The sequence below is a fragment of the Treponema peruense genome, from assembly GCF_016117655.1.
Classification (GTDB): domain Bacteria; phylum Spirochaetota; class Spirochaetia; order Treponematales; family Treponemataceae; genus Treponema_D; species Treponema_D peruense.
In genome coordinates this window covers 2,140,234-2,164,957 of the sequence record NZ_CP064936.1, presented here as the reverse complement: position 1 = coordinate 2,164,957, position 24,724 = coordinate 2,140,234, and the positions used below count along the sequence as shown (strand labels likewise).

Genomic DNA, 24,724 nt, shown 5'->3' with positions numbered 1-24,724 from the left:
GAATTCCTTAGTTTGCATTAAGAACGACACGGAATCCATACTCGCCAGAACGGTTGTGCGGATATTTATACTCTCGGCCTGTAACATTCACGCCTGTACCTGTACTGTTTCTCCAAGAACCGCCACGGAGACAGCGGACATTGCCCGACAAAGGTCCTGTAATATCTGATTTGTCGGATATTCTTCCATACCAGTCCAAGCACCATTCCTTAACGTTTCCGCTCATGTTATAAAGTTTATAGCCATTGGCTTTTTTTACCTTTACTTCTCTTGTTCCTGTATAATTGGTGTTTACGCCATACCATGCGACTTCATTTATATTATTACTTCCTGCATAAATGTAGCTTTCGCCACCGCGCGCAGCCCATTCCCATTCAGCTTCTGAAGGCAGGCGGTAGCCGTTCGCATTCCAGTCGCAGCTTACGCTGTTCCATATGTCATTTTTTGAACCCGGAACATTTCCCCAATTGTCAGGGTTGGTAGACTCATTGATTTTATAGCAAGGAGAAAGTCCTTCTTGCAAAGAAAGCATATTGCAGTAAACTATTGCATCATACCAGTTTATATAATTAACTGGATTATTTGCTGTTGCGTTTCCTGTAAGAATATTACCATTTGCATCGTATGCGCTGGCTGTGCTTGGATCTCTGCCTATAACTTCTTTGTATTCAGCCCTTGTTACAGGGTGGTCACTCATGTAAAAAGAAGCGATTTCCATCGCACGGTTGGTTAGAAATACTTCTGAACTAGGTTTCATGCTTTCAGTTCCGTTTATTGAAACGGCAGGAATTTTTACAAAGTATTCTGGTACGTGACTCTTTGTTTTATTTACTCTTACTTTATATTTTATTTCTAAACTCTCATTTCCGACAGAATCCACACTCTTTATATAGTATGTGTAATAGTTTTTTGTTTTATCTATTCCAGTAAATGTCCTGCTGTCGGTATTTTCGTTTATGGGTTCGGATCTTTCTGAATCCGTTGACCCGTCGTTTGTTGTGTAAGATATTTTTACGTGATTAAAATCACTGTCGATAGGAGTGTCCCAGTTTAGTGTTATAACATTTGATTCGCTTGAATAGTTGGTAGTGACGTTTTTTATTTTTTCAGGAGGGGTAAAGTCAAAGTTTTCAATTGTTATCTGCGATGTTTTTTCGCGTCCGTCTGAATCAAGAACTGCAACAGTATATGTTCCGTTGGCGCTCTCATCTGTGGCTTTAAGCACAAAATTCCATTCTTTATTGTTGCTGCTGTTTTGATTTGCTTCTTTTGCTTCAGCATCTGAAAGCAGTTTTGCAGCATTCTCGCTTCCGTCTTTCTTGTATACGACCTTTTCAATTTTTTCTGCTCTAGTCGAGATGTTCACTGTTACTGTAACAGTTGTATTGCTTTTTGCGTTTGGAACCTCAAGTTCGATTTCCATGACTTTGCCGGCAGGAATAGATTTTGGTGCTGCATTTTTTGTCGCACCTTTGCTTATGTTTCCGCTTGTGTCCATTGTCTTTACGGTGAATGTGTATTCCTTGCCATTTGTAAGACCTGTAATAATGCAACTTTCCTTTTTATTGGCAATAATAAAACTATCTTTTTCAAGGGCAGATAAATTGCGACTTGCATCTAAAACTTCCCAATTTACAATATAGCCGAAAATATCATTGTCAGAAGCATCTTTCCAGGTAAGTATAACTGCAGAATCTTTTGGATGGGCTTTCAATTCTGTAACATCTGAAGGAATTGATGTGTCTGTTTTTTCCGCACAACAGTCAGCGGCTTCTTGTGCTGTATTATATTCTTTTTTGCATTTTGCACATATATAAACTTTTTTCGTTATTGTTTTTGAACTTATTGAAAGAGTTGCTAGTGAAATCGGGCTGTTTTTTAAACCTTCCTTTATTGCAAAAGCTTTTAATTGTGTGTCTTTATTGAAATATAATGGTTCTTTGTATTTTGTGCTTTCTGCGGTTGGCTCTGTTCCATCTATGCTATAGTAAATTACTGCACCGTCTGTTTCAGTGGACATTGTAATTTTTACGCTATATCTATCTGTATCGTCTGGGGAAGATTCTGCCTCAAACTTTACTGCTGAAACATAAAGTTTTTCTTCATAATCCGTTTTGGGAGTTGATTCTATCTTACAACCAATTATTGTAAATACAATGGTGATTACGGAAAAACACGCGGCTAAATTTTGTTTTTTCATTATATATCTCCTGTACTTTAACCCCCTCCAATAAACCTCAAACTTTTTACGGCAGAACTTAGAACATTAGTAGTATTTATTCAACAAACCTGCCGTAATATTACATTAAACAATTTTTTTTTCAAGTGTTTAAAAGCTTTCTGTAATATGACTTCTTAGAGTGTCCGCTGCTCTTCTTTTTCTCTCTCCGACACTCCATGTCGTTCTTGCGTTTTATAATGAAAAAAGATAAAGCGAGCGCGCGGTTTTTTGTGAAGTTGCGCCGCGAGATTTGGAGGTTGTTATGTCGGAAAGCATTGACGCAAAAATGGCCGGAAACCCAGGGCTTGAAAAAGCCGGTTATGTCCGTGCCGCCGCCGCAAAAATAATCCGCGCCGCAAAACCTGAAAAAAGTCTTTCAAGGCGCAGCTTATGCGAATTGATTGCCGGAATGTCGTTTTAAAAATTGAATTGTAGATGTAAGCTGGAGTAGATATGGAAAACGCAGTTCTTTTTTTTGATGATTTTGCTTTTGTCTTTGACGGAATTTCTGATTGTCTTTTTGCTGAAACGGAAGGTAAAAAAGCTGCTGAGGGAGTAGGAATTTCTTGTGTGAGGGATTGGAATGGTGAGCGCATTTTGTAAAATGCGCGAAAACAAACGCTTGCGTTTGGTCGGAGGCGGAAGCCGTAGCCATGGAAAGCCCGGTCCGCAAATTGTTTTGCGGACACACCCAAAGAAAAACTGTGGTATAATTGCTTATTATGGAATCAAACATGGCTTCTGACAAAAAACGCGACGACATCCGCCGCACTACACGCATTATTCAGATTGACGAGATGCTCCGCGGAGGGGCTTTTGTGGGAATGGACGAGCTGGTTTTTAAGTTCGGCGTGAATAAGCGGACTGTTGAGCGTGATTTTGAGCGGCTTCGGGATGAGATGAATGCTTGCAAGGCACAGGCAGAGGAAGTCGTGAAAGCGGAATTGATTTATGATTGAGCGAGGAAGTCCGGGCAGAAAACTGTTCGGACTTTTCTCATATCTCACAAAAGTTGAGGTAGAATTGTTCACAAGTTTTATGGTATAAATTGAACACGAAATTGAGCAACAAATTTATAAAGGAGATTATTGATGAAACTGTTTTTATGTTCGCACTTTTCAAGTGTAGGAAGTCTGATAAAGGAAGAAATTGAAAATAAAAAAGTCGCATTTATTCCAACAGCTTCGCTGCGTGAAGGCTATACCGGTTATGTCGGCTCGGCTCGAAAGCTATTCAATAAACTGGGGGCAACCGTAACGGAAATTGATATTTCAACGGAGGCTTATTTAACGATACAGTCCGTTTTTGAAGATGCGGATGTGATATATTTTACTGGTGGAAATTCTTTCTTCCTTATGGACCAGCTCCGTAAAACGGGAACGGATGAGCTATTGAAGAAGGAATTGGCAAATGGAAAACTGATGATCGGTGAATCGGCGGGTGCGATTATATGCGCTCCAACTATCCAATATATTGAACAAATGGATGAAAAGCCGGAGGACTACTCGCAAGAAGATGACGCAGGGCTTGATTTGATTGATTTCTATGTTCTTCCGCATTATCTTACAGCACCATTTAAGAAAGTTACCGAGAAAATAATGACTGAGTTTTCGGATTTGAATCTATGCCCAATTAACAACCGTCAGGGAATTGTAATTGATGGTGAAGGTTCAAAGGTTATTTGCAAAGACTAATTTGAAAATTCCAGTTTAACGAACAGGAGATGATGAGCGCATGAAAATCCTACATGAACTTTCGTGGCTATGGGAAACGCTGGGTATTGCACTTTTTGCTGCTGCATTTGTGAGCGCGAATGGCACAAAAATCAGCTGGTCGCTCAGCACGAGGACGGCTCGGTTCTTCTTAAATTCAGTTCGAACCAGAAGCAGATGGTATTCACCTGGGCAATGGGATTCGGCGATTCCGTCACAGTGATAAAACCTGCAAGGTTGAGGGAAGAGATTTGCGAGGAATGCCGGAAGATGGCGGGGAAGTATGGCACGTGAGTTCCAAATCTATAAAGTAGGTGCAAAAAAATTATGAAAACCAATGATTTTTACAAAACTATAAACGGTATTGAGAGTTTTTTTTGAAAAGAAAGCTATGATATTATTATCACGGAAGTAATGAGCAGAGAGTAATCGAGAAAATTCGGTTGCTCTTTTTTTATTTTGAATGAGCTTGCATGTGCTATAATAAAACAAATTAACAAATCGGAATTTGTGAGGGCAAAATGGATATTAAATTATATTATCAGGAAAAAGGAAACGGCGAAGATAGCTCCTACTTCATAAATCAAATAGATTATTTTCAAAATGCATACCATGTAATTGCGATAGATACAAGAGGTCATGGAAAATCTCCGAGAGGTGATGCACCCTTTACCATTGAACAATTCTCCTGCGATTTATACGATTTTATGCAGGGGCATCAAATTTCAAATGCGATAATTTTGGGGTTTTCGGATGGGGCGAACATTGCGATGAAATTCGCAATAAAGCATCCCAGTATGGTGAAGGGTTTAATCTTGAACGGCGGCAACCTCGAACCAATGGGAGTAAAACGAACAACGCAAATCCCGATTGAAATCGGATATAAGATTGCAAGCCACTTTGCTGGTAAATCGGCAGATGCCAAAAGAAATGCCGAAATGCTTGGTTTAATGGTAAACGAGCCGAATATCAAGCCGTCTGAATTGTCGCTAATCTCGATGCCTACGTTGGTCATTTGCGGAACAAAGGATATAATCAAAGAATCACATACAAAGAAAATCGCTGAACATCTTCCAAATGCGAAATTAGCCATCGTTCGAGGAAATCATTTTATTGCAAACAAGAACCCAGCGGCATTTAATCAGGAAGTTGATGCTTTCCTGAAAACGATCTGACATATTCCGATTTTTGTTGTTTGAACAGAGTGAAAAATTCCAGTTTGTATAGAATTGAAAAAATCGCAATTTACCTCTATTAAGACATATAAACTGTCGACAATAACGCTCCTATATAGTATGATTTAATAAAACTACTATATAGGAGTTTTTGTATGGAAATGAATGGCGGATTTATTGTCACCAAAATAAAACAACTTGGAGACCGGATTTTCGAGAAGATTCTCAGTGAAAAGAATATTGATGCATTTAATGGAGCCCAGGGGCGTATTCTTTATGTGCTGTGGCAGGAGGATGGAATCCCAATCAGGTCACTCTCGGTCAAATGTGGATTAGCTATAACATCTCTTACTACGATGCTGGAAAGAATGGAAAATCAAGGGCTGATAAGACGTGTTCAGTCTGAAACGGATAAAAGGAAAACAATTTTGTTTCTGACTGAGAAAGCACATGCCTTAAAGGGCGAGTACGATTCTGTATCTGATGAGATGGGCAGTATTTACTACAAAGATTTTTCAGAGGAGGAAATTACCTGGTTTGAGGAATGCCTCGACCGCATCAGAAAGAATCTTGAGGAGTGTCAGAAGTCATGAGTATTTGTATCAAAGATCAGATTCAGAACATGAATATCGTCATTGGCTGCACAGTGGGGTGTGCATATTGCTATGCCCGCAACAACGTGAAACGCTGGCATATGATTGATGACTTCGCTGCCCCTGAATTCTTTCCGGGTAAGCTCAAGATGATGGAAAAGAAACGTCCGCAGAACTTTCTTCTTACCGGCATGAGCGATCTCTCCGGATGGAAGCCGGAATGGAGAGACGAGGTATTTGCAAAGATCCGTGAAAATCCACAGCATCAGTTCCTGTTCCTTACCAAGCGACCTGATTTGCTGGATTTTGATACCGATCTGGAAAACGCATGGTTTGGCGTTACGGTGACGAGGAAAGCAGAACTGTGGCGTATCGACGCCCTTCGGAAAAACGTCAGAGCAAAACATTACCATGTTACCTTTGAGCCGTTATTCGACGATCCCGGCATAGTTGACCTTTCAGGAATCAATTGGATCGTTGTCGGCACCATGACCGGAGCTCAGAGCAGGAAGATTCATACGGAGCCGGAATGGGCATGGTCTCTGACGGACCAGGCACATAAGCTCGGCATTCCGGTGTTTATGAAGGAAGACCTTGTCCCTATCATAGGGGATGAAAATATGATTCAGGAAATGCCGGAAGAATTTAATAAAGTGTTAGAGGTACAGAAATCATGGAAGAAGTAATAAATGGAATCCTCATTAATGAGGTGGAAACAAAGAACATCATGACTAAGTCCAGTCTGCCGGTAGGCGGTTACTCGGTCAATCCCTATGTGGGTTGTACACATGCCTGCAAGTATTGCTATGCTTCTTTTATGAAGCGCTTTACCGGACACAAGGAGGAGTGGGGCACTTTCCTTGATGTGAAGCATTGGCCGGAAATTAAAAATCCGAAGAAATATGCCGGACAGCGGGTGGTCATCGGTTCTGTGACGGATGGATACAATCCACAGGAGGAGCAATTCGGGAATACCAGAAAACTTCTGAAGCAGCTGATCGGCAGTGACGCAGATATTCTGATCTGCACAAAGTCTGATCTTGTGGTACGGGATATTGATTTGCTGAAGAATCTGGGACGAGTAACCGTTTCATGGTCGATCAACACACTGGATGAAAATTTCAAGAACGATATGGATTCTGCTTCGAGCATTGAGCGTCGTATCGCCGCTATGAAGCAGATTTATGAAGCAGGTATCCGTACAGTCTGTTTCGTATCCCCGGTATTCCCAGGTATCACGGACTTTGAAGCTATCTTTGAGAGGGTAAAGGATCAGTGCGATCTGTTCTGGCTCGAAAATCTCAATCTTCGGGGTGGCTTCAAGAAGACGATTATGGATTATATCGCCGGAAAACATCCTGATCTTGTACCGCTTTACGATGAGATCTATAACAAGCATAACCGCAGCTACTTTGAAGCGCTTGAAGTAAAAGCTGAGAAAATGGCTAAGAAGTATGATTGTCCCTTTGTGGATAATGAAATGCCTTATGGCAGAGTTCTGCAGGGACATCCGGTGATCGTAGATTATTTCTATCATGAGGAAATCCGAGGAACAGAGAATACCGGAAAAAGAAACCGTTAAACAGAAATTGACCGGGCTCTTTGAACGGGGAGGCTCCTTGGCCTGTGGTATGACTCATCGTATTGGGTTATTATCCTGTCATGTTTTTCTCAGATACCGTAGCTTTTCTACGAAAAGAAAAATTAAATTTGTAAAGAAATCAGTAGTGGAGTGATACAATAAAATGTAACTGCGATTTTGGAAAATCTATAAAATCCGCTTATTTCATGGTATAATTGCAACGTTTAATTTACATTTAGGAAATTTGGAATTACATTATGAACATAAACCTAACCCCACTTCTAAAATCAATCTTCGACTACGACCCGGACGGACCGAACATTCATCATTTGATGGCGGTGCATGGCTACAGCCGGCTTATCGCGCAGATGGAAAACGTGGACGGGCATACGCTTTTTATAACGGAAGTTGCGGCGTATCTTCACGACATCGGCGTTAAGGTGAGCAAGGAAAAATATGGAAACAGCCAGCCTCAGCATCAGGAGGCGGAAGGACCTGCAATCGCGCGGAAACTCCTTGAGCCGTTCTCGCTTCCTTGTGCCGATGTTGAGCGAATCTGCTTTATAATCGGGCACCACCACACGTACAAGGCAATCGACGGCCTGGATTTTCAGATTCTCGTTGAGGCGGATTCCGGTTTTAGAATTTTTAGTAAAACCGGAAAACGGCTGAGTCAAGACTTTAAGCGAGCGGAAGCGAACGTGTCTTGACCAGACGTACTTTATCGTGAACGTTATGGAAGGCTACTGCAAGCGCGAGTCAGTTCCGGCGATGAAAGAAAATGTGTTCAAGACCGCAAGCGGAAAATATCTTCTGGAGCAGATGTTTGAGAAGTCCTTCCCCAATTAAAAATTTTCCTTTCAGAATGACTGTTTTTTTAGTATATTTTAAGTATCTTAAAAAACTATATCGGGAGAAAAATGTCTAGTTCGCAAATCCAAAATGCCTTGCAAACTGTAAATCGCCTTGTTCCGCTTGTGGAAGATGCAGAGCGTCATTTTAAAAGCGCGCGCAACTGGAGTTTTCTTGATGTTTTAGGCGGCGGCTTTCTGACTGATTTGGTTAAATACCACAAGTTGAACAAAGCCAGCGATTCCATGAACGAAATAAATTGTCTTATGCAAAAATTGAGCCGTGAACTTGGAAGCCTTGAAATTCCTAACGATTACAGAATGCAGCTCGGCGGCTTTCTGACATTCGCCGATTTCTTCTTTGACGGCGTTTTCGTGGACGCATATATGACTTCAAAAATCATGAACAGCCTTGACGAAGTGCAAAAACTTAAAGAAAGGCTTTATATTTTAAAGTCAAAACTGGAACAGATGTAAAAAATTGAACAGAAACATGACAAATGTTTAAAGCCTCAAAACTAATAAAAAATCTAATATTTCTTCTGCTCTTTATTCCTTCAGTTTCTGCCCATGCGGAAGGGCAATCTCTTGCAGACCCGCAAAAGCCGGGGCAATCACAGGAAATTCAAAGTCCTAGCCAAGAAATTCCGTCTCTTCGGCAAAAACAAAAAATCTCATTTTTTAATTCCCAGAATTTCAACTTCAAAGAAAACCGGATTTTTTCACTGGACACAGCGTATCTTCTTTCCGGCTTAAAAAATAACGGCTGGGGCTTGGGGCTTGGCTACGAGCAGCTTGTGCTTCCGTTCCTTTCCATAAAAAGCGATTTTTCCCACGTGACAATTTTCCCCACAAGTTACGACCTAACCATAACAACAGTCGGAATTTCTCTGAACGCATTTTATTATCCACTCAATAAAGGTCTTAATTTTCTCTACGTCGGGTTCGGCTGCAGAACAGATTTTCTTATGTACTCAGGCGACGACGTTCCGTCTGACCACAAAAAGGACTCTTTAATTCGACTTGCCCCAAAAATCGGCTGGAAACAAAGCATTTACGACTACGTCCTTGTCGATATTTATTACAGCTACCGTTTTTCTGTTTTTTCCAGCGACTTGCCAGATTCAGTCGCAGACATCAAAAGCAACGGAAACGGATTCGGCGTAAAGTTAAAATTCAACCTTCAAAAAATATTCAAGGCAGTTTTCAGAAGATAGAATTCAGGGGCATCCGGCAAAAAGTTGCTGTCAGGCTTTTTACAGGTTTTCTTTGAAAACTCGTTTCAAACGTGGTGAAAAAACGACTGAATATTTTGCGTATTGCGAAGAAGTAGGCTGTGACGTATGGGGACTTTTAACTTCAATGGATAGCCTGTGTGGAGAACCTGTTTGTCTGTGGCTTCCTGAAAAATTGCGTGATGGAAAAAGTGAATATGTTCAGGGTGTTGAAGTTGCACCAGACTACAAAGGAATTATTCCGGAAGGTTTTGATGTAATTGATTTACCGGAGTGTGACTATCTTATGTTCCAGGGCGAACCTTTTGCCGAAGAAGATTTTGAAGAGGCTGTTACTGCTATCTGGGAATCTGAAAAGAAATATGATCCTTCTGTTGTAGGCTACAAATGGGATAAAGAAAATCCACGAATTCAGCTTGAACCACGAGGCGAACGCGGCTATATAGAACTTGTAGCTGTGAAAGCGCAGTAAATTCAGAATATTGAGTTTGATGACAATCAAATTGGAGGGTCGTCAAACTCAAAGGGTTCTTGTGACTCATTCACCAGCTTTCCCGTCATGTGTTAAATTTAGAGCTCAAGGTTGTTTACGCACAGAATTCAGTTGTTTCATCATTTCAACCCTGCACACGGCATAAAACTTAACATTCACTTCCTCGTCTTCAATTGGAACAGCTACACGGTTTGTTTTTTTTAAGGCAGGAAGATGGTCTGCCTGTTCACTGTAATCCGTTGCGAATGCTGGAAGTGTTGAATATGCAATTATATCCCTCAGGTCTGTAATGTCATCCTGCTCAATAAACTTTGCATCGGGAATTGCATGCTTAACCGCATTGGACCAGAATCCAAGTTCTGAAAGCATTATGAAGGTTTCGCCTGCAAGTTCTTTGAGTTTTACAGATTTACGATTGGCCAGGCTGTGACTTTTTGGAAGCAATACTTTGAGATGTTCTTCAAAAATCTCTGTTGCAAAAAAGCGTTCGTCCGAGCGGTTAATTGTTGTGATTATAATTTGAGCCTTGTCTTTTTCCAGCAGTGAAAAAAGCTCATCATTTTCGTTTTTCACTTGGCCGGTTATTTTAGTCTTTGGAAAAGTCTTGTTAAACTTTTGAGTCAAAACATAAAGCGGCATTGGCGCAATTGAAGCAATTTTAATTTCCCGGGTCTTGTTGTAAAAATCAAGAACCTCATTTTCCATCTCGTTCTGAAGCGCAATAATTCGGCGGGCATAGTCCACGGCAAGTCGGCCGGTCTGATTCAAAGAGATTGTATTTTTCGTCCTGTCAAAAAGTTGTACTCCAAGAATATCTTCCAGTTTTTGAAGAGAACGCGTAAGTGACGGCTGCGTTACATTCACAATTTCACTTGCGGCAACAAGCGTTCCACTGTCAGCAAAGGCGACAAGATTTTGAAGGATGTAAGTTTCTATCATATTAATATTTTAGCATGAGATTTGCTATGCGCAAGCCGCGAAAGCGGCGTGTTAAATAATTTCTACTCATGCAAACGAGCGAAGCGAGTATGCGTGCAACGTATACTGTGATAAAAAACTTTGATTGTTCAAATGACGATTCCTTAGGTTATATTAAAAATCACAAGGAGCAAACAAATGGCAAAGACACTTATTCTTTATTTTTCAGTATACGATTCAACACGGCGCCTGGCAGAAGAAATCGCCCGTCAGACTGGCGGCGACCTTCTGGAAATTGAACCGGTAATTCCTTATGACAAAAACCGCGACCACTATGACGCGCTGGCAGCCTATGCAAAAAAGGAACACGACGAAGATCAGCGTCCTGCAATCAAAAATGCAATTGACCTTTCTGACTACGACACTGTTTTTATCGGTTACCCGATGTGGTGGTACACCTTCCCTATGATTATTTACACGCTTTTTGACACTGTTAATTTTTCGGGAAAAACACTCGTTCCATTCAATACCCACATGGGAAGCAGAGACGGCGGAACCTATAAAACCGTTCGTGAAAAGGCAAGGGGCGCAACCGTTCTTGAAGGGCTTGCTGTTTCTATGAAAGAAGCAGAAGTCGGTGCCGGCAAGTCTGTAGAAAAGTGGCTTACAAAGCTTGGGCTTAAAAAATAAAATCTGGGCGCAACCGCCGGCAAGCGGCGGTCGGGCTTTTCGCACTTCGCCGTCTTGCGCGGCTCATTCCTACGCTTACGCTTCGGAACTGCTTCGCAGGTGCTACAATCCCTTGCGCATCTTACACATAAATATCTGGAGGAAAACTTATGAAAAAGACAATTTCAAACACGGTAAAAATTGCCGCGCTGGCAATGGCAGCCTCACTTACTTTTGCAGGCTGTTCAAAAGGTAAAGACGCTCTTGTTATTCAAAAGCAGGGCGTGTTCACATCTGGAGGAAGTGTAACAGAACCTGTTGCAGGAAACTATGCGCCGGAAAAAAGCTGGCTTGACCCGACCCGCGCAGGAAACACAGCCCACATTGATCACGCAAATACTTTCTATCAGATTCCGGCTGGAAAAACAAAGAATCCGATTGTTTACCTTCACGGCTACGGACAGAGCAGAACCGGCTGGCAGACAACGCCTGATGGTCGCGAAGGCTGGAGCGACATTTTCCTTCGCAAAGGCTACCCTGCATTTTTAGTAGACCAGCCGCGCCGCGCTTCCGCAGGCTCAACTTCACGCATGGCAAGCGCAGGCGGAATTGACGCATGGGGAGAAGACGGAAAATCCTACATGCCGGGAGACCAGGCATGGTACACACATTTTAGAATCGGACTTGTCTCTCCAGAGCGTTACGAAGGCTCTGCTTTCCCTGCCGGAGAAGAAGCGCAGAACCAGTTTTTCCGTCAGATGACACCAAACACGGGCGACTATGATGAAAAACTTTTCGGCTCTGTTTTGAGCAAGGTTCTTTCTGACGCAAAGGCAATGACAGGCAAAAAATCAATCTACATCACCCACTCACAGGGCGGCAGAGTGGGCTGGCAGACCGACACCGAGAACATGGCGGCAATCGTTGCAATCGAGCCGGGCGGAACTCCAGTTGTGGGAAGCGAAGAATACAATAAATTCCTTGCGGCAAAAATTCCTATGGTCATCTACTTCGGCGACTACATCGACAACGGACCTGAAAACATCATGAGCACAGGCTTTTGGAAGAATGTCCGCGACACGGCCATTGATTTTGCTGAACACTATAATGCCGACGGCGGAGACGCGACTGTGGTAGACCTTCCCAAAGCGGGCATCACGGGCAACAGCCACTTTATGTTCCAGGAGACCAACAACAGGGAAATTGCAGACCACATAGAAAACTGGCTTAATGAAAGGGGGCTTTAATATGAAGAAAATTTTATCAATTCTAATCAGCATGGCATTTTGTTTTAGCGTAAGCGCAAAATCCAGGGGAGATACTATGGCATTGGATAGCAGGAGCAAAAGCATTGTAGAAATTTCAGCCTACATTGCAGTAAGCAATCTTGACGGATTAAAAAAGGCAATGGAAGAAGGGCTTGAAGCAGGGCTTTCTGTAAACGAAATTGGAGAACTCTGCGTACAGTCTTATGCTTACGTAGGTTTTCCACGCAGCCTTCTTGCAGAAGGTGTTTTGACTTCGATTGTAAAAGAAGCGGACGAAAAAGGAAAGGAACTTGAATGGGGTGAGAAAGCAAAAGAAGTTCCGTCTGACCTTGAAAAATACGAATACGGCAGAGAAAAAATCAATTCTCTCTTTGGCAGAAACGCAAAACAGAGCCGTCCGGTTTCCACAGACTACAATTCTTCCACCGATATTTTCCTGAAAGAACATCTCTTTACTGACATTTTTTACAGGGGCGTTCTTTCGGACAAGGAAAGGGAACTTTCCACAGCGACAATGCTCGCATCTCTTGGCAATGTAAACCCGATGTTTACTTCACACACTCAGGGAGCCTTCAAAAACGGAAACAGCAAAGAAGAACTTGAAGAGATGGCTTTGATTGTCGGCAAACTGATCGGAAAAAAAGAAGGCAGGAATGCAGAAAACATCGTAAAACAGGTAACAGGAGCAAAGTAATGAAAGGCATGAAAAAAATATTATTCGCATTGTGCGCGTCTTTGAGCCTTATATCCTGCGCAAAAAATGAAAGTCAGAAAGGAGAAATTAAATTGGAAAACAAAACTTCAGTACAGGCGACAGACATAAACGATTATGCAAAAAAATCTATGTTCGCTGTCGGAAAACCAAACGAGGCTTTTTCTAAATATTTTAGCGGAGACAGCTATCTTGAAGTTCTCAATACTTCATCCGCATTCGTGGCGAATGTAACATTCGAGCCTGGCTGCCGCAACAACTGGCACATTCACCATACCGAAGCCCAGATTCTTATAGGCGTTGGAGGACGAGGCTGGGTTCAGATTGAAGGAGAAGAAGCAAAACCCCTCAATGCCGGCGAAGTAGTCTGCATTGAACCTGGCGTTAAACACTGGCATGGAGCTGCAAAAGACAGCTGGTTCAGCCATTTAAGCATCTCTGTTCCCAAAGACGACGGAAGCGGAAAAAGCGGAACCGACTGGCTTGAAGCAGTAAGCGACGAAGCCTACGGAAAATTAGACTAGGAGAATAAGACATGAGAAAGACTTTTTCTACTATTTTATCAATCACATTGCTGACAGCTTCTATTGTTCTTTCGGGGTGTGCGTCCGCAAAATCGCAGAACAGTCCGACTGATAATGCTGTGGTTTCCACACAGGCGGGAAAAATCCGCGGAAGTGTTACAAAAAGCGGTGTTCTTTCGTTTAAGGGAGTTCCCTATGCTGAGGCCAACGAGCGTTTTGTACCTGCAAAGCCTGTGGCGAAATGGGAGGGAATTCGCGATGTGACCGAATACGGAAAAATCTCTCCTCAGATGGAATTCATGTCTTCAAACATGCTGAGCGATGAGATTTCAGACAACAACTGCCAGAACCTCAATATCTGGACTCCTGGTCTCGACAAGAAAAAGCGGGCGGTCATGGTCTGGCTTCACGGAGGCGGATTTTCATCGGGTAACGCGCAGGAAACGACTGCCTATGACGGCGAAAACCTTGCACAAGCAGGCGATGTGGTTGTAGTAAGCGTAAATCATCGTTTGAACATTCTTGGCTTTTTTGACCTTTCTAAATACGGTGAAAAATATCGCTATTCTGGAAACGCTGGGGTTCAGGACATCATCGATTCACTTACATGGATTAAAGCTAACATCGTAAACTTTGGCGGTGACCCGAACAATGTAACAATATTCGGAGAATCTGGCGGTGGAGCGAAAGTGCTCACCCTTATGACAAGCCCACATGCAAAAGGTCTTTTCCACAAGGGAATCATTGAAAGCGGTTCAACTGATACTATGGGAGTTGTCTTTACAAAACAGAATGTTGCCCGTTATGTAACAGACGAAACCCTCAAATCACTTGGAATTACTCAAGACAATATAGAAGAAATTCAGAAAGTGCCTTTTGAACGCCTTCTTACAGCCGGAGAAGCAGTGCTTGCAAAGGCTGCAAAAGATTTAGAAATTGACGGAGCTTTTGGACCTGGAACTGCCCTTATGTGGGAACCGGTTGTAGACGGCGACTTTATGCCTACTGACCCGGTTTCCAAAGATGGCTTTGCTTCTGGCGGAAAGGGAATTTCTCTTCTTATCGGAAGCAACCTGAACGAGTGGACAAGTGTTCCACTCCTTGCAAAATCAGCTGAAGAAAAAGCCCGTCTTGAAAAACTCTCTGAAACTGAAATTCTTGCAGAGGCACAAAAACTCTACGGAGACAAGGCAGAAAAAGTCATTGCAGAGTACAAAAATGCATATCCTGAAAAGGAGCTCTACAACGCACTTTTAATAGATACAATGATTCGCCTTCCAATTCTCAAAATAACTGCGGCAAAAGCTGACCAGAAATCAGGAGATGTTTATTCATACATTTTCGGCTACGGTTCTCCTTTCAGCTTCCATACTTTTGAAATTCCTTATGTATTCAATAATGCTGGAACCAGCGTCATGGGAACAATTTCAACAGATGTTGAAAAAGACAAAAGAATCGCAGAACTGATGAGCGGAGCCTGGACTTCATTTGCAAAGACAGGAAAACCCGAAACCGCGCTCACAGGAAAATGGGAAGCCTACACCCAAGAAAGCGGAGCCGTGATGATTCTGGATGAAAAGAGCATTCTTACCCACCACCACGACGAACCCCTGCTAAAACTGCTCGCACCGGAATATGAGTGGTAAATAGCTTCTAGCTGTAAAAGAACAGAGGAAAACTCATGAAAATCAAATCAATTATCTTAACTGCATTTATTGCAATTGCTGCAACAAACGGATTATTTGTGCAGAACAAAACTAGCAGTACTGACAGCAATATTTTTTCTTTTTTGCAAAGGAACATACATGAATGCAAGCGACATAATAACAAAAACAAAAATCCGCGACATCATCTTAAATCCTATTCTTGGCGACTGGGGACGGCTTCTTTTCCCTGCAAGCGAAGGCTACTGGTCGGGCGATACGCTTAGAGACTTGCATCTTACCTGGTACAGCCACATAAATCCGCAGAAGACTGTAGAAATTGTGCGCTACATGAAGGAGCATACGCTTTCGGGCGAGCAGGTCTTTTTTGACATTTACAGCGAGGCAGAAAAACGCGCCGATCCTGCAAAACAAAATACAGGCCTTTTCTTTTTCAGAGGTAAACCTGGCGCAAAGACTGCAATCTGCAATGCTGGCGGCGGCTTTGCCTATGTTGGGGCAATGCACGATTCCCTGCCACATGCACTGGAGCTTTCAAAAAAAGGTTACAACGCATTCGCTCTGATTTATAGACCCGGCGCACAGACGGCCTGCCAGGACCTTGCACGGGCAATTGCATTTCTTCACCAGAACTCATTCCCCCTTGGTATTGATATGACAGGCTTTTCTCTTTGGGGCGGAAGTGCAGGAGCAAGAATGGCAGCCTGGCTAGGCTCACTGGGAACAGAATACTTTGGTGAACAGTCGTATCCTCGACCCGCCGCTGTCATCATGCAGTACACAGGCTTGAGCGAAGTCTACGGAAATGAACCGCCCACTTATAACTGCGTTGGAACGAACGATGGAATTGCTTCCTTCAAGACAATGGAACGCCGCATAAATGCAATCAAGGCAAACGGAACAGATGCACAGATAGAAGTTTTCCGTGGTTTAGGACATGGCTTTGGACTTGGACAAGGAACCGTTGCTGAAGGCTGGATAGACAATGCGGTAAAATTTTGGGAAAAGCAGAATGACTAGCTGAAATGTGTGAGCCCTGAGTATGCGCAAGTCGCAAGAGCGGCGTGATAAATAATTTCCTCACGCCTTCGCAGCATAGCTGCTCGGAGACTCGCTAAAAACAGTCCACTGGACTGTTTTTACACCGTATCACGGTGTCGCTCCCTACATGCAGACGAGCGAAGCGAGTATGCGCACGGCGAATGAGCCTTACGGCTCGTTCTGCAAGGAAATTATAAACTTGTGAGCTATGCGCACGGCGAATAGCACCTTGCGAAAGTTTGATTGTTCAAGGCAGGTATATCTCTGCTATCATTTAATCACACGGAGGACACAAGATGAAATTAAAATCAATTCTTATGGCAACAGCGATTATGATGCTTACAACATGCGGTCTGATTGCACAAAACTCACAAAACTCAAAAACTCTGGTTATGTATTTTAGCTGGGGTGGCACAACGGAAAAAATGGCAAAGATGATTTCCTCATCTAACGGCGGGGAGCTTTTTAGGATTGAGCCGACAACGGCTTATCCAACAAGCTACACTCCTTGTACTGAAGTTGTAAAAGAAGAGCTGGATAATGGTGTATTCCGCCAGGTAAAAAAGGCTCCGGATTTTTCTAAGTACGATACAATTTTTGTAGGAGTTCCTGTATGGTGGCATACAGCACCAACCCTTATGACTCATTTCCTTGAAAATCATTCTGCCGACCTTAAGGGCAAAACTGTCATTCCTTTTTTGACCTATATGGCGACCTACCGCGACGAAACGCTTCAGGCTCTTGTAGACGCGACGCCGACTGCAAAGCACCTTGAAGGCTTAGGAACAACAAATCCAAACCAAAAGGAAGTGGATGCCTGGCTCAAAAAGATTGGGTTAGGAAAATAATTTTTAGGAGATATTATTATGGATTATGTAACATTATCAAACGGAATAAAAATGCGTCGTTCGCTAACGCGAACTTACCGAGTTTCCGCTTCGCGAAAACTCGCGCAGGAACAGGAGGCCTAAAATGGAATATAAGACTTTATCTAATGGAATTAAAATGCCTGTTTTGGGCTATGGTGTGTATCAGGTGACAAAGGAAGAGGCTGAACGCTGTGTTTCGGATGCGCTGGAAGTCGGCTACCGTTCCATTGACACGGCGCAGTCGTATTTCAACGAAGAAGAAGTGGGGAATGCAATTGCAAAATCGGGCATTGCCCGGAGCAACATTTTCCTTACAACAAAAGTCTGGATTGAGCATTACGGCTATGACTCTTGCAAGGCTTCTGTGGAAGAGTCTCTTAAGAAACTCAAGACTGATTACATTGACCTCATGCTTCTTCATCAGCCTTTTGGTGATGCTTACGGTGCATGGCGCGCTCTTGAAGAATTTTATGAAAAAGGAATTTTAAAGGCAATCGGAATCTCCAACTTTTATGCCGACCGCATGGTGGAGTTTGCGTCCTTCAACCGCATAAAGCCTATGGTGAATCAGGTGGAATGTCATCCTTTTAATCAGCAGATTGAGGCGAAAAAATGGAATGACAAATACGGCATTCAGCTAGAAGCCTGGGCTCCTTTTGGGGAAGGTCGTGGAGGGCTTTTTGAAAATCCTGTCTTAAAGGAAATTGCAGCCGCTCACGGAAAATCAACCGCTCAGGTAATGCTTCGCTGGCACTTGCAGAGAGGAATTGTGGTTATTCCAAAATCAACCCACAAGGAACGCATGGCAGAAAACCTGAATGTCTTTGATTTTACCCTCACTGCCGAAGAGATGGCAAAAATTACTGCTCTCGATACTGCAACAAGCTCATTCTTCAGTCATCAGGATCCTGCAATGGTGGAATGGTTCGTAAAAATGGTTGAAGAGCGGAAGAAGCAGCAGAATTCTTCAAAAGAAAAGAAGGCATGGTAGAAAAGCGAATAAATCAGTTATGATGTTCCCCGTGATGGTTGCACTTAGCTTCAAAGTTTGGCTGTAACCCGGGGACATATTCAACACATCCTATTCCGGTTTCGTACTTTATTCCGACAGGTGTCAAATTCCAAAATAGGCAGTTTAATGCCTGCAAGGAGAACGAAATGGAAACAAGAAATGTTTTTATTCAGGTTATAAAAAAGCCTGCAAGAAAACACGGTTTTACGTTGTTGCGGGCTACGGCTTCGCCCCAGAACAAATTCAAACATTTGTTTTCGCGCGCTCATCTTTTAAATCCTTTCGCCAGCTATCAAAGTCTATCGAAAAATCTTTTTCTTCTATAAATATATCACTATGAAGCAAATAAAAATTCTTCTGTGGATTTAGACGCAATATTATAGAAGAAAAACTTATTAAAAATGTTGAAGACGCAGCTCCGCTTGTTCTGAAAGATTTGGTTCAATACAAAGAGGGAAAAACAGTCGTAAAATAACAGCTTATTATGCAAGATTGACAAAGTATCAATTTGCATTAAAATAAATCTATGTTTAATAGAAGATTTTTGCTGGCATCCTTGTTGATTTCTTTGTTTTCCTTTGGATTTTTAGTTTCATGCGATTCAGTTTCATGGGCAGAGGAAAACTCTGAATATATAAATTCAATAACATCAGAAGAATTTCAGTCCGTGATGGAACAAAAGCTTGCGGATGAAGCCAGTGCTCCGACAAACGGTTTCTATAATTGCGGTGCTTATGATAAGAAAATTTTTGATGCAATCTATAAATACAGAAAACAAAAAGGTCTGGCTTCCATCATGTGCTGGGATTGGGACTTGTATGAAATCTGCAAAACTCATTCAAAAAAAATGGCAAATAAAAAGCAGATTTTTAATATAAATGTGAAAAAAATATCTGATGGCTATGAATTCGTTGCTCAAAATGTTGCTTTTAGCAAGATTATGACTATGGATGATGCTGCAGTCGATGAAATTGTAAATCTTTGGGCTTCAAATTCCCGAACCAGAAAAAATCTTGAAAATCCAGATGTGAATTGGTTTGCTGTCAGCAGTGTAAATAAGTCTGGAGCAAATAATGTCAGCGACGGTTGTTATTACACTTTGATTCTTGCAAAAAAATGATAGAACACGGCTTTGTTGTAAAAACAATGGAGCAAAAATCAAGGGCTTTGTCTCAAAAAATGCCCCAGGCGACAGCGACTCTGTAGCAGAGGATGAGCCAGAGTACAAACCATGACATATAGACTGATTTATACATCATCGTTCAAAAAAGATGTTCGTCTTGCAGAAAAGAGACATCTTGACATGAATGCTCTTACAGAAGTTTTGGAATGGCTGAAAAGCGGCAAAAAGCTCCCCGAAAAGTACTGCGACCACCAGCTGAAAGGCAAGCTGAAGAAATTCCGGGAACTGCACATTCAGCCGACTGGATTCTGGTCTATATAAAGAACAAGACGGAACTGATTCTTACGCTTTCACGCACCGGAACTCATGCTGATTTATTGAGAATATGATATGCAAATAAAATATAAATATTTTATTCAATTTCGTTTACAGGAATAAATTTGCCTTGTTCAATATTAAACACGTCCCATTTTATTCCTTGCTTTTGACTGGAAATTTTGAATGTTTGCAAAAATTTATTGTCCGCATAGATTCTGACTTTTGCTCCTGATTTTGAGAGGCTAAGACTGTTTGAATCGTTTCGGTTTGTCCAATTGAACACAAAATATTTATAAGTTGAATTTGTATCAAGTTCCGTTATTGTAATTGTTTCTGGACCAAAACTGTCCATGTCATCTTTGTCAAGCCAAACTGTTTTATCATCGCTTTTTCTTTTGTCGCGAAATGAAATGTGATAAGAATTTTCTTTTATCAAATGCGCATCCAAATCTTTGGGAGTTTTTCCCCAGTCAAGAATTATTTTTATACATTTGTAATCTACTTTTTTAGGAACAGAATATTTGTAGAAAAAAATGCTTTCTCCAAAGACTTCAAATTTTTCAGTTGTAGGAACATACTCATCATGAATTATTGCAAAATCATAAATTCCATCTGCAAGTGCGGGAAATGACGCGATTCCATTATTGTCAGTTTTAAAAGCGCCGACATTTGAAATATCAACCGTTGCCTCTTGGACAGGTTTTCCTGTGTCGCAGTCAGTAATCCAAAGCGACAGAAGTCCGTCAAATTCTAGTTCCGCAATTTTTTGCTGAATCCTCGCCTTATAAACAGAATCATTTTCAGCGTGCAAAATAGAAAACACAGACATAACAAGCAAAATTAAAAAAGATTTTTTCATAAAAACTCCTGTAAGATTTATTTTTTTTCAGCTATTGCAAGTGAATAGAAAGTTGAACCGTCAGGCTCAATCCATCTGTCGATGACATAAAATCCATATAATTCAGATTGCGACAGATTCAAATCTCCGCCTGAAATTTTTTCTGAATTTAGAGATTTATAGGACGAACTCGTAATATTTTCATAATAAAATGAAGATAAAAAAGCATTTTTTTCAATGGAAATTTGCTGAACCGCCGCAACATCCGCAACAAGCATCGATTTATATGGAACAGAATATTTTGCAGACATTCCCACGCCAACATAAAATCCGTCTATTTTTGGAATATTGTAAATCCATTCTGGCCGTTCGCCAAAATTTCGTTTTATTTTTAATTCACATTCTGTTGCCGCGTTTTTGTATTTTCCGACAACCACCGTCAAATTTGAAAAATAGTAAACATCAGAAATTTCTATGTCATCAACAAAAAATTTTGTTTCCCCGTCGAAATAATCAATAAATGAATCTTTGTTGCTTTTAAAAGAATTTTCTGTATAAAGCGATATGAATCCGACATCAATTTTGCATTTCTGGTTCATTGCAATTTGATTTGCAATATGAATTTTCGCCTGCTGAATTTCTTTTTTGTGGCTCGCCATTTTTGGCGACAAACCGATGTATGTAAAGTTGCCATGCTCCGTAGTGTTCAAGACTGAATTTATTTCTTCAATTTCTGTTTGGACAGAATTTAAAGTGTTTCTTGTCTGCATAAAATTCTTAGGTTCGCAGAATAAACTGAAATGAGAAACAGTAAAAAATACAAGAATAAGGAAAAACTTCATACTAAAAATATGCTAAAAAACAGACAGCAATTTTTTGCCGCCTGTTTTTGTCAAACTGAATCTGATAACTTATTTCAAATTATCTTCAAGAGCACGGTATGCTTCATCAGCTTTGAATTCTGCAAATGCCGCAGATTCATTTCTGACAAACTCATTCAAAGAAGATTTAAAGTCTTTTTTCAAATCTTCTTTTGGATATTCAACAAGAACAATGTAATATCCATCTGGATTTATCCAGGAAAGTGATTGTCTTATTCCGCTTGTATTCGCTTTTGCTTTTGTAATAGAAGCAATTTCCAAATTTTCCAAAGACTGCGTGTTGCCAGTTTCTCCGCTTTCTTCAACATAATCTTTTATAGAACTCGTTATAACAGACTGTTTCCATTCGCCGATTTGTCTTGCGGCATCCTGAACAGCTGAATTCTTTTTTGCAGTTACAGTTTTTCCATTTCTGCCTTCGCCGACAAAATACATAACATCTTCTGCAACAGGAATATTTCTTACCCATTCTGGCATGGGAACTCCTTCTGCTCCAATCACACGTTTTGGCGCTTCAACAGTAGGTGCTGAATTTGCGGGAGTTGAAGCACAGCCTGCAACAGAAATCATGGCTATTGCACATCCAAGAGCAAAGCCTACTACATTGGCAATCTTTTTCATAAGATTTATCCTCCAATTTAATTTATAAAAAGCAACAAGGCTTTCTTTTTATTTTACGGCAGAACAAGAATCATATCGGGATATATCAAATCTGGATTTTCAGGCCAGGGCATTTTGTTTTTGTTAAGTTCATAAATGCTTTTCCATTTTTTATATGTTCCGAATTTCTGTTCTGAAATTTTTACAAGGCAGTCATTTTTCTTTACAACATATTTTTCTGCAATTTTTTCAATCATTGCAAAATTATAAAGACGGTCAATTTCCAAAAAGACTGAATTTTGGGGCGGTACAATTTTTGTGTCTGAAAAATGCAGTTTTAGTTTTAAGAATTCACTTTGTGTTTTTGAAATGCTATTGTCTGGAAATTTTTTTTGTATAATTTTCAAACGATTTTCAGTTTGTTCAATTTGAAGCGAAAATTTTTCATCTGCGGAATTTTTTAGTGGAATATATTTTTCTTTGCTTAAATTTAAAATGTTTTCAGCAAGTTTTGTTTCCCCGGCTTTTAAAAGATAAAAATAACTTTCTTGCAGTGTCTTTAATTCAGAAAATTCTTCAACTGAAAGATATGTTTTGTAACCGGAAATATTGCTTTCAAGGAAATTTCTGAATGTGTTTTCATTCATGCAAATTTCTGAAAAACATTTTGCAATTGAGAAAATTAAATAAACTGCAAGAAAGCATTTTTTATTTATCTGCATCGTTCGACCTTGCAATTATTAATCCGGCGAGTTTTTCTTTTAACATGGAAGGTGGAATTTCTTCTGAAAGAATCTGCAACTTTCCAAAACTGCTAGAATAAACGCAAAAATCATTAGTCCAACAAGAGAATGTTTCTGAGAAAGTTGAAAATATTTTTTCATTCTGGATTTCGTTCATCTCACTTTTAAATGGAAGCCTATACCCGGAATTGTTGTTGAAACCAATTTTATCTTCTTCAATAGAATAAAATTCTGGCAGACCATAAAGACGGCTTAGCCAGTTGCAGTAGGATGCCGCATCATAAAAACTCAAATTTTGAACAGGCTCGTCCAGTCCGTTTTCCGCTTTTGAATAATCAGCCATTCCTTTCATTGTAAGAAAAGAAATCCATTCTCGGTTTGTAACTGCATTCACGCAATATTGAAAACCGTTTTCAGAGTTTTTTAATTCAGGTTTTGCTGGATAAACTGCAAAAATATTTGTTGAAACAAGACGGATTCCCTGTTTTTGAAGTTCTGAAATTTCATCATAAATTCCAGTCTGAAACTCTTTTATAAGATTGTTTGTAAGCTCAATTTTTTCATTTTTCAGCGAAAGTTGATTTTCAAATTCCTTTACAATTCCAGATTTTTCTTGCTTTAAAAAAGAAATGTCAGATTCAAGTTTTTGTATGTAATCAGATTTTTGTTCAAGTTCCGAGGCCTGAGTTCTAATCACATACAAATATTGCTGTTTCTGAACATCGGTCGGATCAAATTCTTCCAATGTTTTTTTTATTGTTTCAAGGCAAGCTTCATATTTGCGGTGTTCTTCGTCAGCTAGATCCAACGTGCTGTAATAAGTCAAACCTTTTAAGACAGAATTTATTTCGCATAGTTCAAAATATAGATTTTTATATTCCGATTCTTTTTCTAAAAAATTTGTATTTTGAATCAACTTGATTACGTAAGTTGAGCGGGAAGAATAATTTTCAAACATCCGCTTTTCTTTTTCTGAAATTTTCTCTTTGTGTTCCATTTCGGATTTTGCCTTGTCAATATCTTTTTGGCTTATTGTGTAATGAATCCAGCTTTTGTAAAAAGTTTTTCTGTCTTTTTTCTTTTGACTTTCGTAGCATTCCCAAAATTCATTGCGCCTTATAAGTCCGCCAAAAGAAGAGAAAGATTTGAAATAGGATTCAATGTAAAGCTCATCTTCAGATTTTCGGTTTTCAACGGAAGTTTTCTTTCCGTTAATATTTTTGTCAGAAGATACACCTGATTCTTGAACAAAATCTTTTACAGTTGATTTTATTTCGCTGTTCAAAAAATTAGAAACTTGAATTCTAGCATCTTCCGCTGCCTTGGTTCTTACAAATTCCAATTGGCTTCCGTTTGCTTCTTTTTCAGATGCAGAATAAGAGCCTATAAAATGATAAATTTTTCCATCAACAGTATCTTCTTCAATCGGAATTTTTGTAGTCCACTCAGGTCGAACTTTTAAATTTAGATTAGTCTGATTTTTATAATCATATCCTGAAAAATTAGAGATAAGCCGTGTTGATTCGCATGACACACAAATAAAGCCTGTAAAAATAAAAAAACTCAATTTAAAAGAATTGTTCATTCAGATTGTCCTTTTGCAAATTCAAGAAATCAATATCATAAATTTAAAAATAAATCAATAGTAATAACTATAATTATACTTATAAGTATCTGTAAAA

At 40.4% G+C, this 24,724-nt stretch carries 31 protein-coding genes; 24 read left to right on the top strand and 7 right to left on the bottom strand.

Going from position 1 to position 24,724, the window contains the following annotated elements:
* Positions 1-7 precede the first annotated feature (7 nt).
* Positions 8-2,200 (bottom strand): SUMF1/EgtB/PvdO family nonheme iron enzyme, encoded by a 2,193-nt coding sequence (locus tag IWA51_RS09890; protein ID WP_198442290.1) that lies wholly within the window; start codon positions 2,198-2,200, stop codon positions 8-10.
* A gap of 283 nt (positions 2,201-2,483) precedes the next feature.
* Between IWA51_RS09890 and IWA51_RS09885 the strand changes: the two genes are divergently transcribed.
* The 13 genes from IWA51_RS09885 to IWA51_RS09825 all read left to right on the top strand — a co-directional run bounded on the left by IWA51_RS09885 (position 2,484) and on the right by IWA51_RS09825 (position 9,841).
* On the top strand, positions 2,484-2,642 hold the full coding sequence (locus IWA51_RS09885; RefSeq protein ID WP_198442289.1) for a hypothetical protein: 159 nt from the start codon (positions 2,484-2,486) through the stop codon (positions 2,640-2,642).
* Between the two features lie 32 nt (positions 2,643-2,674).
* A complete protein-coding gene (locus IWA51_RS09880; RefSeq protein WP_198442288.1) occupies positions 2,675-2,824 on the top strand; it encodes a hypothetical protein in 150 nt (49 codons plus the stop codon).
* Between the two features lie 119 nt (positions 2,825-2,943).
* Positions 2,944-3,180, top strand: a complete 237-nt coding sequence (locus IWA51_RS09875; protein ID WP_198442287.1) for a hypothetical protein — start codon at positions 2,944-2,946, stop codon at positions 3,178-3,180.
* Between the two features lie 132 nt (positions 3,181-3,312).
* Positions 3,313-3,915, top strand: coding sequence for a Type 1 glutamine amidotransferase-like domain-containing protein (locus tag IWA51_RS09870; RefSeq protein ID WP_198442286.1), 603 nt, complete (start codon positions 3,313-3,315; stop codon positions 3,913-3,915).
* Positions 3,916-3,984: 69 nt separating this feature from the next.
* On the top strand, positions 3,985-4,227 hold the full coding sequence (locus IWA51_RS12940; protein WP_198442285.1) for a WYL domain-containing protein: 243 nt from the start codon (positions 3,985-3,987) through the stop codon (positions 4,225-4,227).
* Between the two features lie 227 nt (positions 4,228-4,454).
* Positions 4,455-5,108, top strand: a complete 654-nt coding sequence (locus IWA51_RS09860) for an alpha/beta fold hydrolase (RefSeq protein ID WP_198442284.1) — start codon at positions 4,455-4,457, stop codon at positions 5,106-5,108.
* Positions 5,109-5,263: 155 nt separating this feature from the next.
* Positions 5,264-5,701 carry a radical SAM mobile pair system MarR family transcriptional regulator gene (locus IWA51_RS09855; RefSeq protein ID WP_198442283.1) on the top strand — a complete coding sequence of 146 codons (438 nt, stop codon included), beginning with the start codon at positions 5,264-5,266 and terminating at the stop codon, positions 5,699-5,701.
* Entirely contained in the window at positions 5,698-6,387 is a 690-nt protein-coding gene (locus IWA51_RS09850; protein WP_198442282.1) for a radical SAM mobile pair protein A, read from the top strand. Before IWA51_RS09855 ends, IWA51_RS09850 begins: the two co-directional genes overlap by 4 nt.
* Complete coding sequence (locus IWA51_RS09845; RefSeq protein ID WP_198442281.1) at positions 6,375-7,283, top strand: radical SAM mobile pair protein B; 909 nt, start codon at positions 6,375-6,377, stop codon at positions 7,281-7,283. Before IWA51_RS09850 ends, IWA51_RS09845 begins: the two co-directional genes overlap by 13 nt.
* Before the next feature lie 257 nt (positions 7,284-7,540).
* Positions 7,541-7,993, top strand: a complete 453-nt coding sequence (locus IWA51_RS09840; protein ID WP_198442280.1) for an HD domain-containing protein — start codon at positions 7,541-7,543, stop codon at positions 7,991-7,993.
* 210 nt (positions 7,994-8,203) lie between these two features.
* On the top strand, positions 8,204-8,611 hold the full coding sequence (locus IWA51_RS09835; RefSeq protein WP_198442279.1) for a hypothetical protein: 408 nt from the start codon (positions 8,204-8,206) through the stop codon (positions 8,609-8,611).
* Between the two features lie 23 nt (positions 8,612-8,634).
* On the top strand, positions 8,635-9,351 hold the full coding sequence (locus tag IWA51_RS09830) for a hypothetical protein (RefSeq protein WP_198442278.1): 717 nt from the start codon (positions 8,635-8,637) through the stop codon (positions 9,349-9,351).
* A gap of 52 nt (positions 9,352-9,403) precedes the next feature.
* Positions 9,404-9,841 carry a hypothetical protein gene (locus IWA51_RS09825; protein ID WP_198442277.1) on the top strand — a complete coding sequence of 146 codons (438 nt, stop codon included), beginning with the start codon at positions 9,404-9,406 and terminating at the stop codon, positions 9,839-9,841.
* A gap of 105 nt (positions 9,842-9,946) precedes the next feature.
* On the opposite strand, the gene IWA51_RS09820 is transcribed toward IWA51_RS09825, so the two are convergent.
* Positions 9,947-10,801 (bottom strand): LysR family transcriptional regulator, encoded by an 855-nt coding sequence (locus IWA51_RS09820; RefSeq protein ID WP_198442276.1) that lies wholly within the window; start codon positions 10,799-10,801, stop codon positions 9,947-9,949.
* Positions 10,802-10,978: 177 nt separating this feature from the next.
* On the opposite strand from IWA51_RS09820, the gene IWA51_RS09815 reads away from it, so the two are divergent.
* The 11 genes from IWA51_RS09815 (at position 10,979) to IWA51_RS09765 (ending at position 19,983) form a co-directional block, all read left to right on the top strand.
* Positions 10,979-11,470 carry a flavodoxin gene (locus tag IWA51_RS09815; protein WP_198442275.1) on the top strand — a complete coding sequence of 164 codons (492 nt, stop codon included), beginning with the start codon at positions 10,979-10,981 and terminating at the stop codon, positions 11,468-11,470.
* Positions 11,471-11,619: 149 nt separating this feature from the next.
* On the top strand, positions 11,620-12,696 hold the full coding sequence (locus IWA51_RS09810) for an alpha/beta hydrolase (protein ID WP_198442274.1): 1,077 nt from the start codon (positions 11,620-11,622) through the stop codon (positions 12,694-12,696).
* A 1-nt stretch (position 12,697) separates the two neighbouring features.
* A complete protein-coding gene (locus tag IWA51_RS09805; RefSeq protein WP_198442273.1) occupies positions 12,698-13,411 on the top strand; it encodes a carboxymuconolactone decarboxylase family protein in 714 nt (237 codons plus the stop codon).
* Positions 13,412-13,503: 92 nt separating this feature from the next.
* A complete protein-coding gene (locus IWA51_RS09800) occupies positions 13,504-13,953 on the top strand; it encodes a cupin domain-containing protein (protein ID WP_230402647.1) in 450 nt (149 codons plus the stop codon).
* 11 nt (positions 13,954-13,964) lie between these two features.
* Positions 13,965-15,599, top strand: coding sequence for a carboxylesterase/lipase family protein (locus IWA51_RS09795; protein ID WP_198442271.1), 1,635 nt, complete (start codon positions 13,965-13,967; stop codon positions 15,597-15,599).
* Between the two features lie 159 nt (positions 15,600-15,758).
* Positions 15,759-16,637, top strand: coding sequence for an alpha/beta hydrolase (locus IWA51_RS09790; RefSeq protein WP_198442270.1), 879 nt, complete (start codon positions 15,759-15,761; stop codon positions 16,635-16,637).
* 317 nt (positions 16,638-16,954) lie between these two features.
* On the top strand, positions 16,955-17,506 hold the full coding sequence (locus IWA51_RS09785) for a flavodoxin (protein ID WP_198442269.1): 552 nt from the start codon (positions 16,955-16,957) through the stop codon (positions 17,504-17,506).
* A 124-nt stretch (positions 17,507-17,630) separates the two neighbouring features.
* Positions 17,631-18,518 (top strand): aldo/keto reductase, encoded by an 888-nt coding sequence (locus IWA51_RS09780; RefSeq protein ID WP_198442268.1) that lies wholly within the window; start codon positions 17,631-17,633, stop codon positions 18,516-18,518.
* Between the two features lie 167 nt (positions 18,519-18,685).
* Complete coding sequence (locus IWA51_RS09775; protein WP_198442267.1) at positions 18,686-18,865, top strand: hypothetical protein; 180 nt, start codon at positions 18,686-18,688, stop codon at positions 18,863-18,865.
* A gap of 344 nt (positions 18,866-19,209) precedes the next feature.
* On the top strand, positions 19,210-19,659 hold the full coding sequence (locus tag IWA51_RS09770) for a CAP domain-containing protein (RefSeq protein ID WP_198442266.1): 450 nt from the start codon (positions 19,210-19,212) through the stop codon (positions 19,657-19,659).
* 111 nt (positions 19,660-19,770) lie between these two features.
* Positions 19,771-19,983, top strand: a complete 213-nt coding sequence (locus IWA51_RS09765) for a type II toxin-antitoxin system YafQ family toxin (protein WP_013702100.1) — start codon at positions 19,771-19,773, stop codon at positions 19,981-19,983.
* 91 nt (positions 19,984-20,074) lie between these two features.
* On the opposite strand, the gene IWA51_RS09760 is transcribed toward IWA51_RS09765, so the two are convergent.
* From IWA51_RS09760 to IWA51_RS09740, 5 genes are all read right to left on the bottom strand, one after another.
* Complete coding sequence (locus IWA51_RS09760) at positions 20,075-20,839, bottom strand: YfaP family protein (RefSeq protein WP_198442265.1); 765 nt, start codon at positions 20,837-20,839, stop codon at positions 20,075-20,077.
* A 17-nt stretch (positions 20,840-20,856) separates the two neighbouring features.
* Positions 20,857-21,660, bottom strand: a complete 804-nt coding sequence (locus IWA51_RS09755) for a hypothetical protein (RefSeq protein WP_198442264.1) — start codon at positions 21,658-21,660, stop codon at positions 20,857-20,859.
* Positions 21,661-21,729: 69 nt separating this feature from the next.
* Complete coding sequence (locus IWA51_RS09750) at positions 21,730-22,320, bottom strand: LPP20 family lipoprotein (RefSeq protein WP_198442263.1); 591 nt, start codon at positions 22,318-22,320, stop codon at positions 21,730-21,732.
* Positions 22,321-22,373: 53 nt separating this feature from the next.
* The gene (locus tag IWA51_RS09745) at positions 22,374-23,021 is read right to left on the bottom strand and encodes a LysM peptidoglycan-binding domain-containing protein (protein ID WP_198442262.1); all 648 of its coding nucleotides are present in this window, start codon (positions 23,019-23,021) and stop codon (positions 22,374-22,376) included.
* Complete coding sequence (locus IWA51_RS09740; RefSeq protein ID WP_198442261.1) at positions 23,008-24,627, bottom strand: SUMF1/EgtB/PvdO family nonheme iron enzyme; 1,620 nt, start codon at positions 24,625-24,627, stop codon at positions 23,008-23,010. Before IWA51_RS09740 ends, IWA51_RS09745 begins: the two co-directional genes overlap by 14 nt.
* Positions 24,628-24,724: the final 97 nt, after the last annotated feature.

Coding starts and splice junctions, on each gene's coding strand:
- IWA51_RS09890 (WP_198442290.1), bottom strand. CDS start 2,200: ATGAAAAAACAAAATTTAGCCGCGTGTTTTTCCGTAATCACCATTGTA.
- IWA51_RS09885 (WP_198442289.1), top strand. CDS start 2,484: ATGTCGGAAAGCATTGACGCAAAAATGGCCGGAAACCCAGGGCTTGAA.
- IWA51_RS09880 (WP_198442288.1), top strand. CDS start 2,675: ATGGAAAACGCAGTTCTTTTTTTTGATGATTTTGCTTTTGTCTTTGAC.
- IWA51_RS09875 (WP_198442287.1), top strand. CDS start 2,944: ATGGAATCAAACATGGCTTCTGACAAAAAACGCGACGACATCCGCCGC.
- IWA51_RS09870 (WP_198442286.1), top strand. CDS start 3,313: ATGAAACTGTTTTTATGTTCGCACTTTTCAAGTGTAGGAAGTCTGATA.
- IWA51_RS12940 (WP_198442285.1), top strand. CDS start 3,985: ATGGGAAACGCTGGGTATTGCACTTTTTGCTGCTGCATTTGTGAGCGC.
- IWA51_RS09860 (WP_198442284.1), top strand. CDS start 4,455: ATGGATATTAAATTATATTATCAGGAAAAAGGAAACGGCGAAGATAGC.
- IWA51_RS09855 (WP_198442283.1), top strand. CDS start 5,264: ATGGAAATGAATGGCGGATTTATTGTCACCAAAATAAAACAACTTGGA.
- IWA51_RS09850 (WP_198442282.1), top strand. CDS start 5,698: ATGAGTATTTGTATCAAAGATCAGATTCAGAACATGAATATCGTCATT.
- IWA51_RS09845 (WP_198442281.1), top strand. CDS start 6,375: ATGGAAGAAGTAATAAATGGAATCCTCATTAATGAGGTGGAAACAAAG.
- IWA51_RS09840 (WP_198442280.1), top strand. CDS start 7,541: ATGAACATAAACCTAACCCCACTTCTAAAATCAATCTTCGACTACGAC.
- IWA51_RS09835 (WP_198442279.1), top strand. CDS start 8,204: ATGTCTAGTTCGCAAATCCAAAATGCCTTGCAAACTGTAAATCGCCTT.
- IWA51_RS09830 (WP_198442278.1), top strand. CDS start 8,635: ATGTTTAAAGCCTCAAAACTAATAAAAAATCTAATATTTCTTCTGCTC.
- IWA51_RS09820 (WP_198442276.1), bottom strand. CDS start 10,801: ATGATAGAAACTTACATCCTTCAAAATCTTGTCGCCTTTGCTGACAGT.
- IWA51_RS09815 (WP_198442275.1), top strand. CDS start 10,979: ATGGCAAAGACACTTATTCTTTATTTTTCAGTATACGATTCAACACGG.
- IWA51_RS09810 (WP_198442274.1), top strand. CDS start 11,620: ATGAAAAAGACAATTTCAAACACGGTAAAAATTGCCGCGCTGGCAATG.
- IWA51_RS09805 (WP_198442273.1), top strand. CDS start 12,698: ATGAAGAAAATTTTATCAATTCTAATCAGCATGGCATTTTGTTTTAGC.
- IWA51_RS09795 (WP_198442271.1), top strand. CDS start 13,965: ATGAGAAAGACTTTTTCTACTATTTTATCAATCACATTGCTGACAGCT.
- IWA51_RS09790 (WP_198442270.1), top strand. CDS start 15,759: ATGAATGCAAGCGACATAATAACAAAAACAAAAATCCGCGACATCATC.
- IWA51_RS09785 (WP_198442269.1), top strand. CDS start 16,955: ATGAAATTAAAATCAATTCTTATGGCAACAGCGATTATGATGCTTACA.
- IWA51_RS09780 (WP_198442268.1), top strand. CDS start 17,631: ATGGAATATAAGACTTTATCTAATGGAATTAAAATGCCTGTTTTGGGC.
- IWA51_RS09775 (WP_198442267.1), top strand. CDS start 18,686: ATGGAAACAAGAAATGTTTTTATTCAGGTTATAAAAAAGCCTGCAAGA.
- IWA51_RS09770 (WP_198442266.1), top strand. CDS start 19,210: ATGGAACAAAAGCTTGCGGATGAAGCCAGTGCTCCGACAAACGGTTTC.
- IWA51_RS09765 (WP_013702100.1), top strand. CDS start 19,771: ATGACATATAGACTGATTTATACATCATCGTTCAAAAAAGATGTTCGT.
- IWA51_RS09760 (WP_198442265.1), bottom strand. CDS start 20,839: ATGAAAAAATCTTTTTTAATTTTGCTTGTTATGTCTGTGTTTTCTATT.
- IWA51_RS09755 (WP_198442264.1), bottom strand. CDS start 21,660: ATGAAGTTTTTCCTTATTCTTGTATTTTTTACTGTTTCTCATTTCAGT.
- IWA51_RS09750 (WP_198442263.1), bottom strand. CDS start 22,320: ATGAAAAAGATTGCCAATGTAGTAGGCTTTGCTCTTGGATGTGCAATA.
- IWA51_RS09745 (WP_198442262.1), bottom strand. CDS start 23,021: ATGCAGATAAATAAAAAATGCTTTCTTGCAGTTTATTTAATTTTCTCA.
- IWA51_RS09740 (WP_198442261.1), bottom strand. CDS start 24,627: ATGAACAATTCTTTTAAATTGAGTTTTTTTATTTTTACAGGCTTTATT.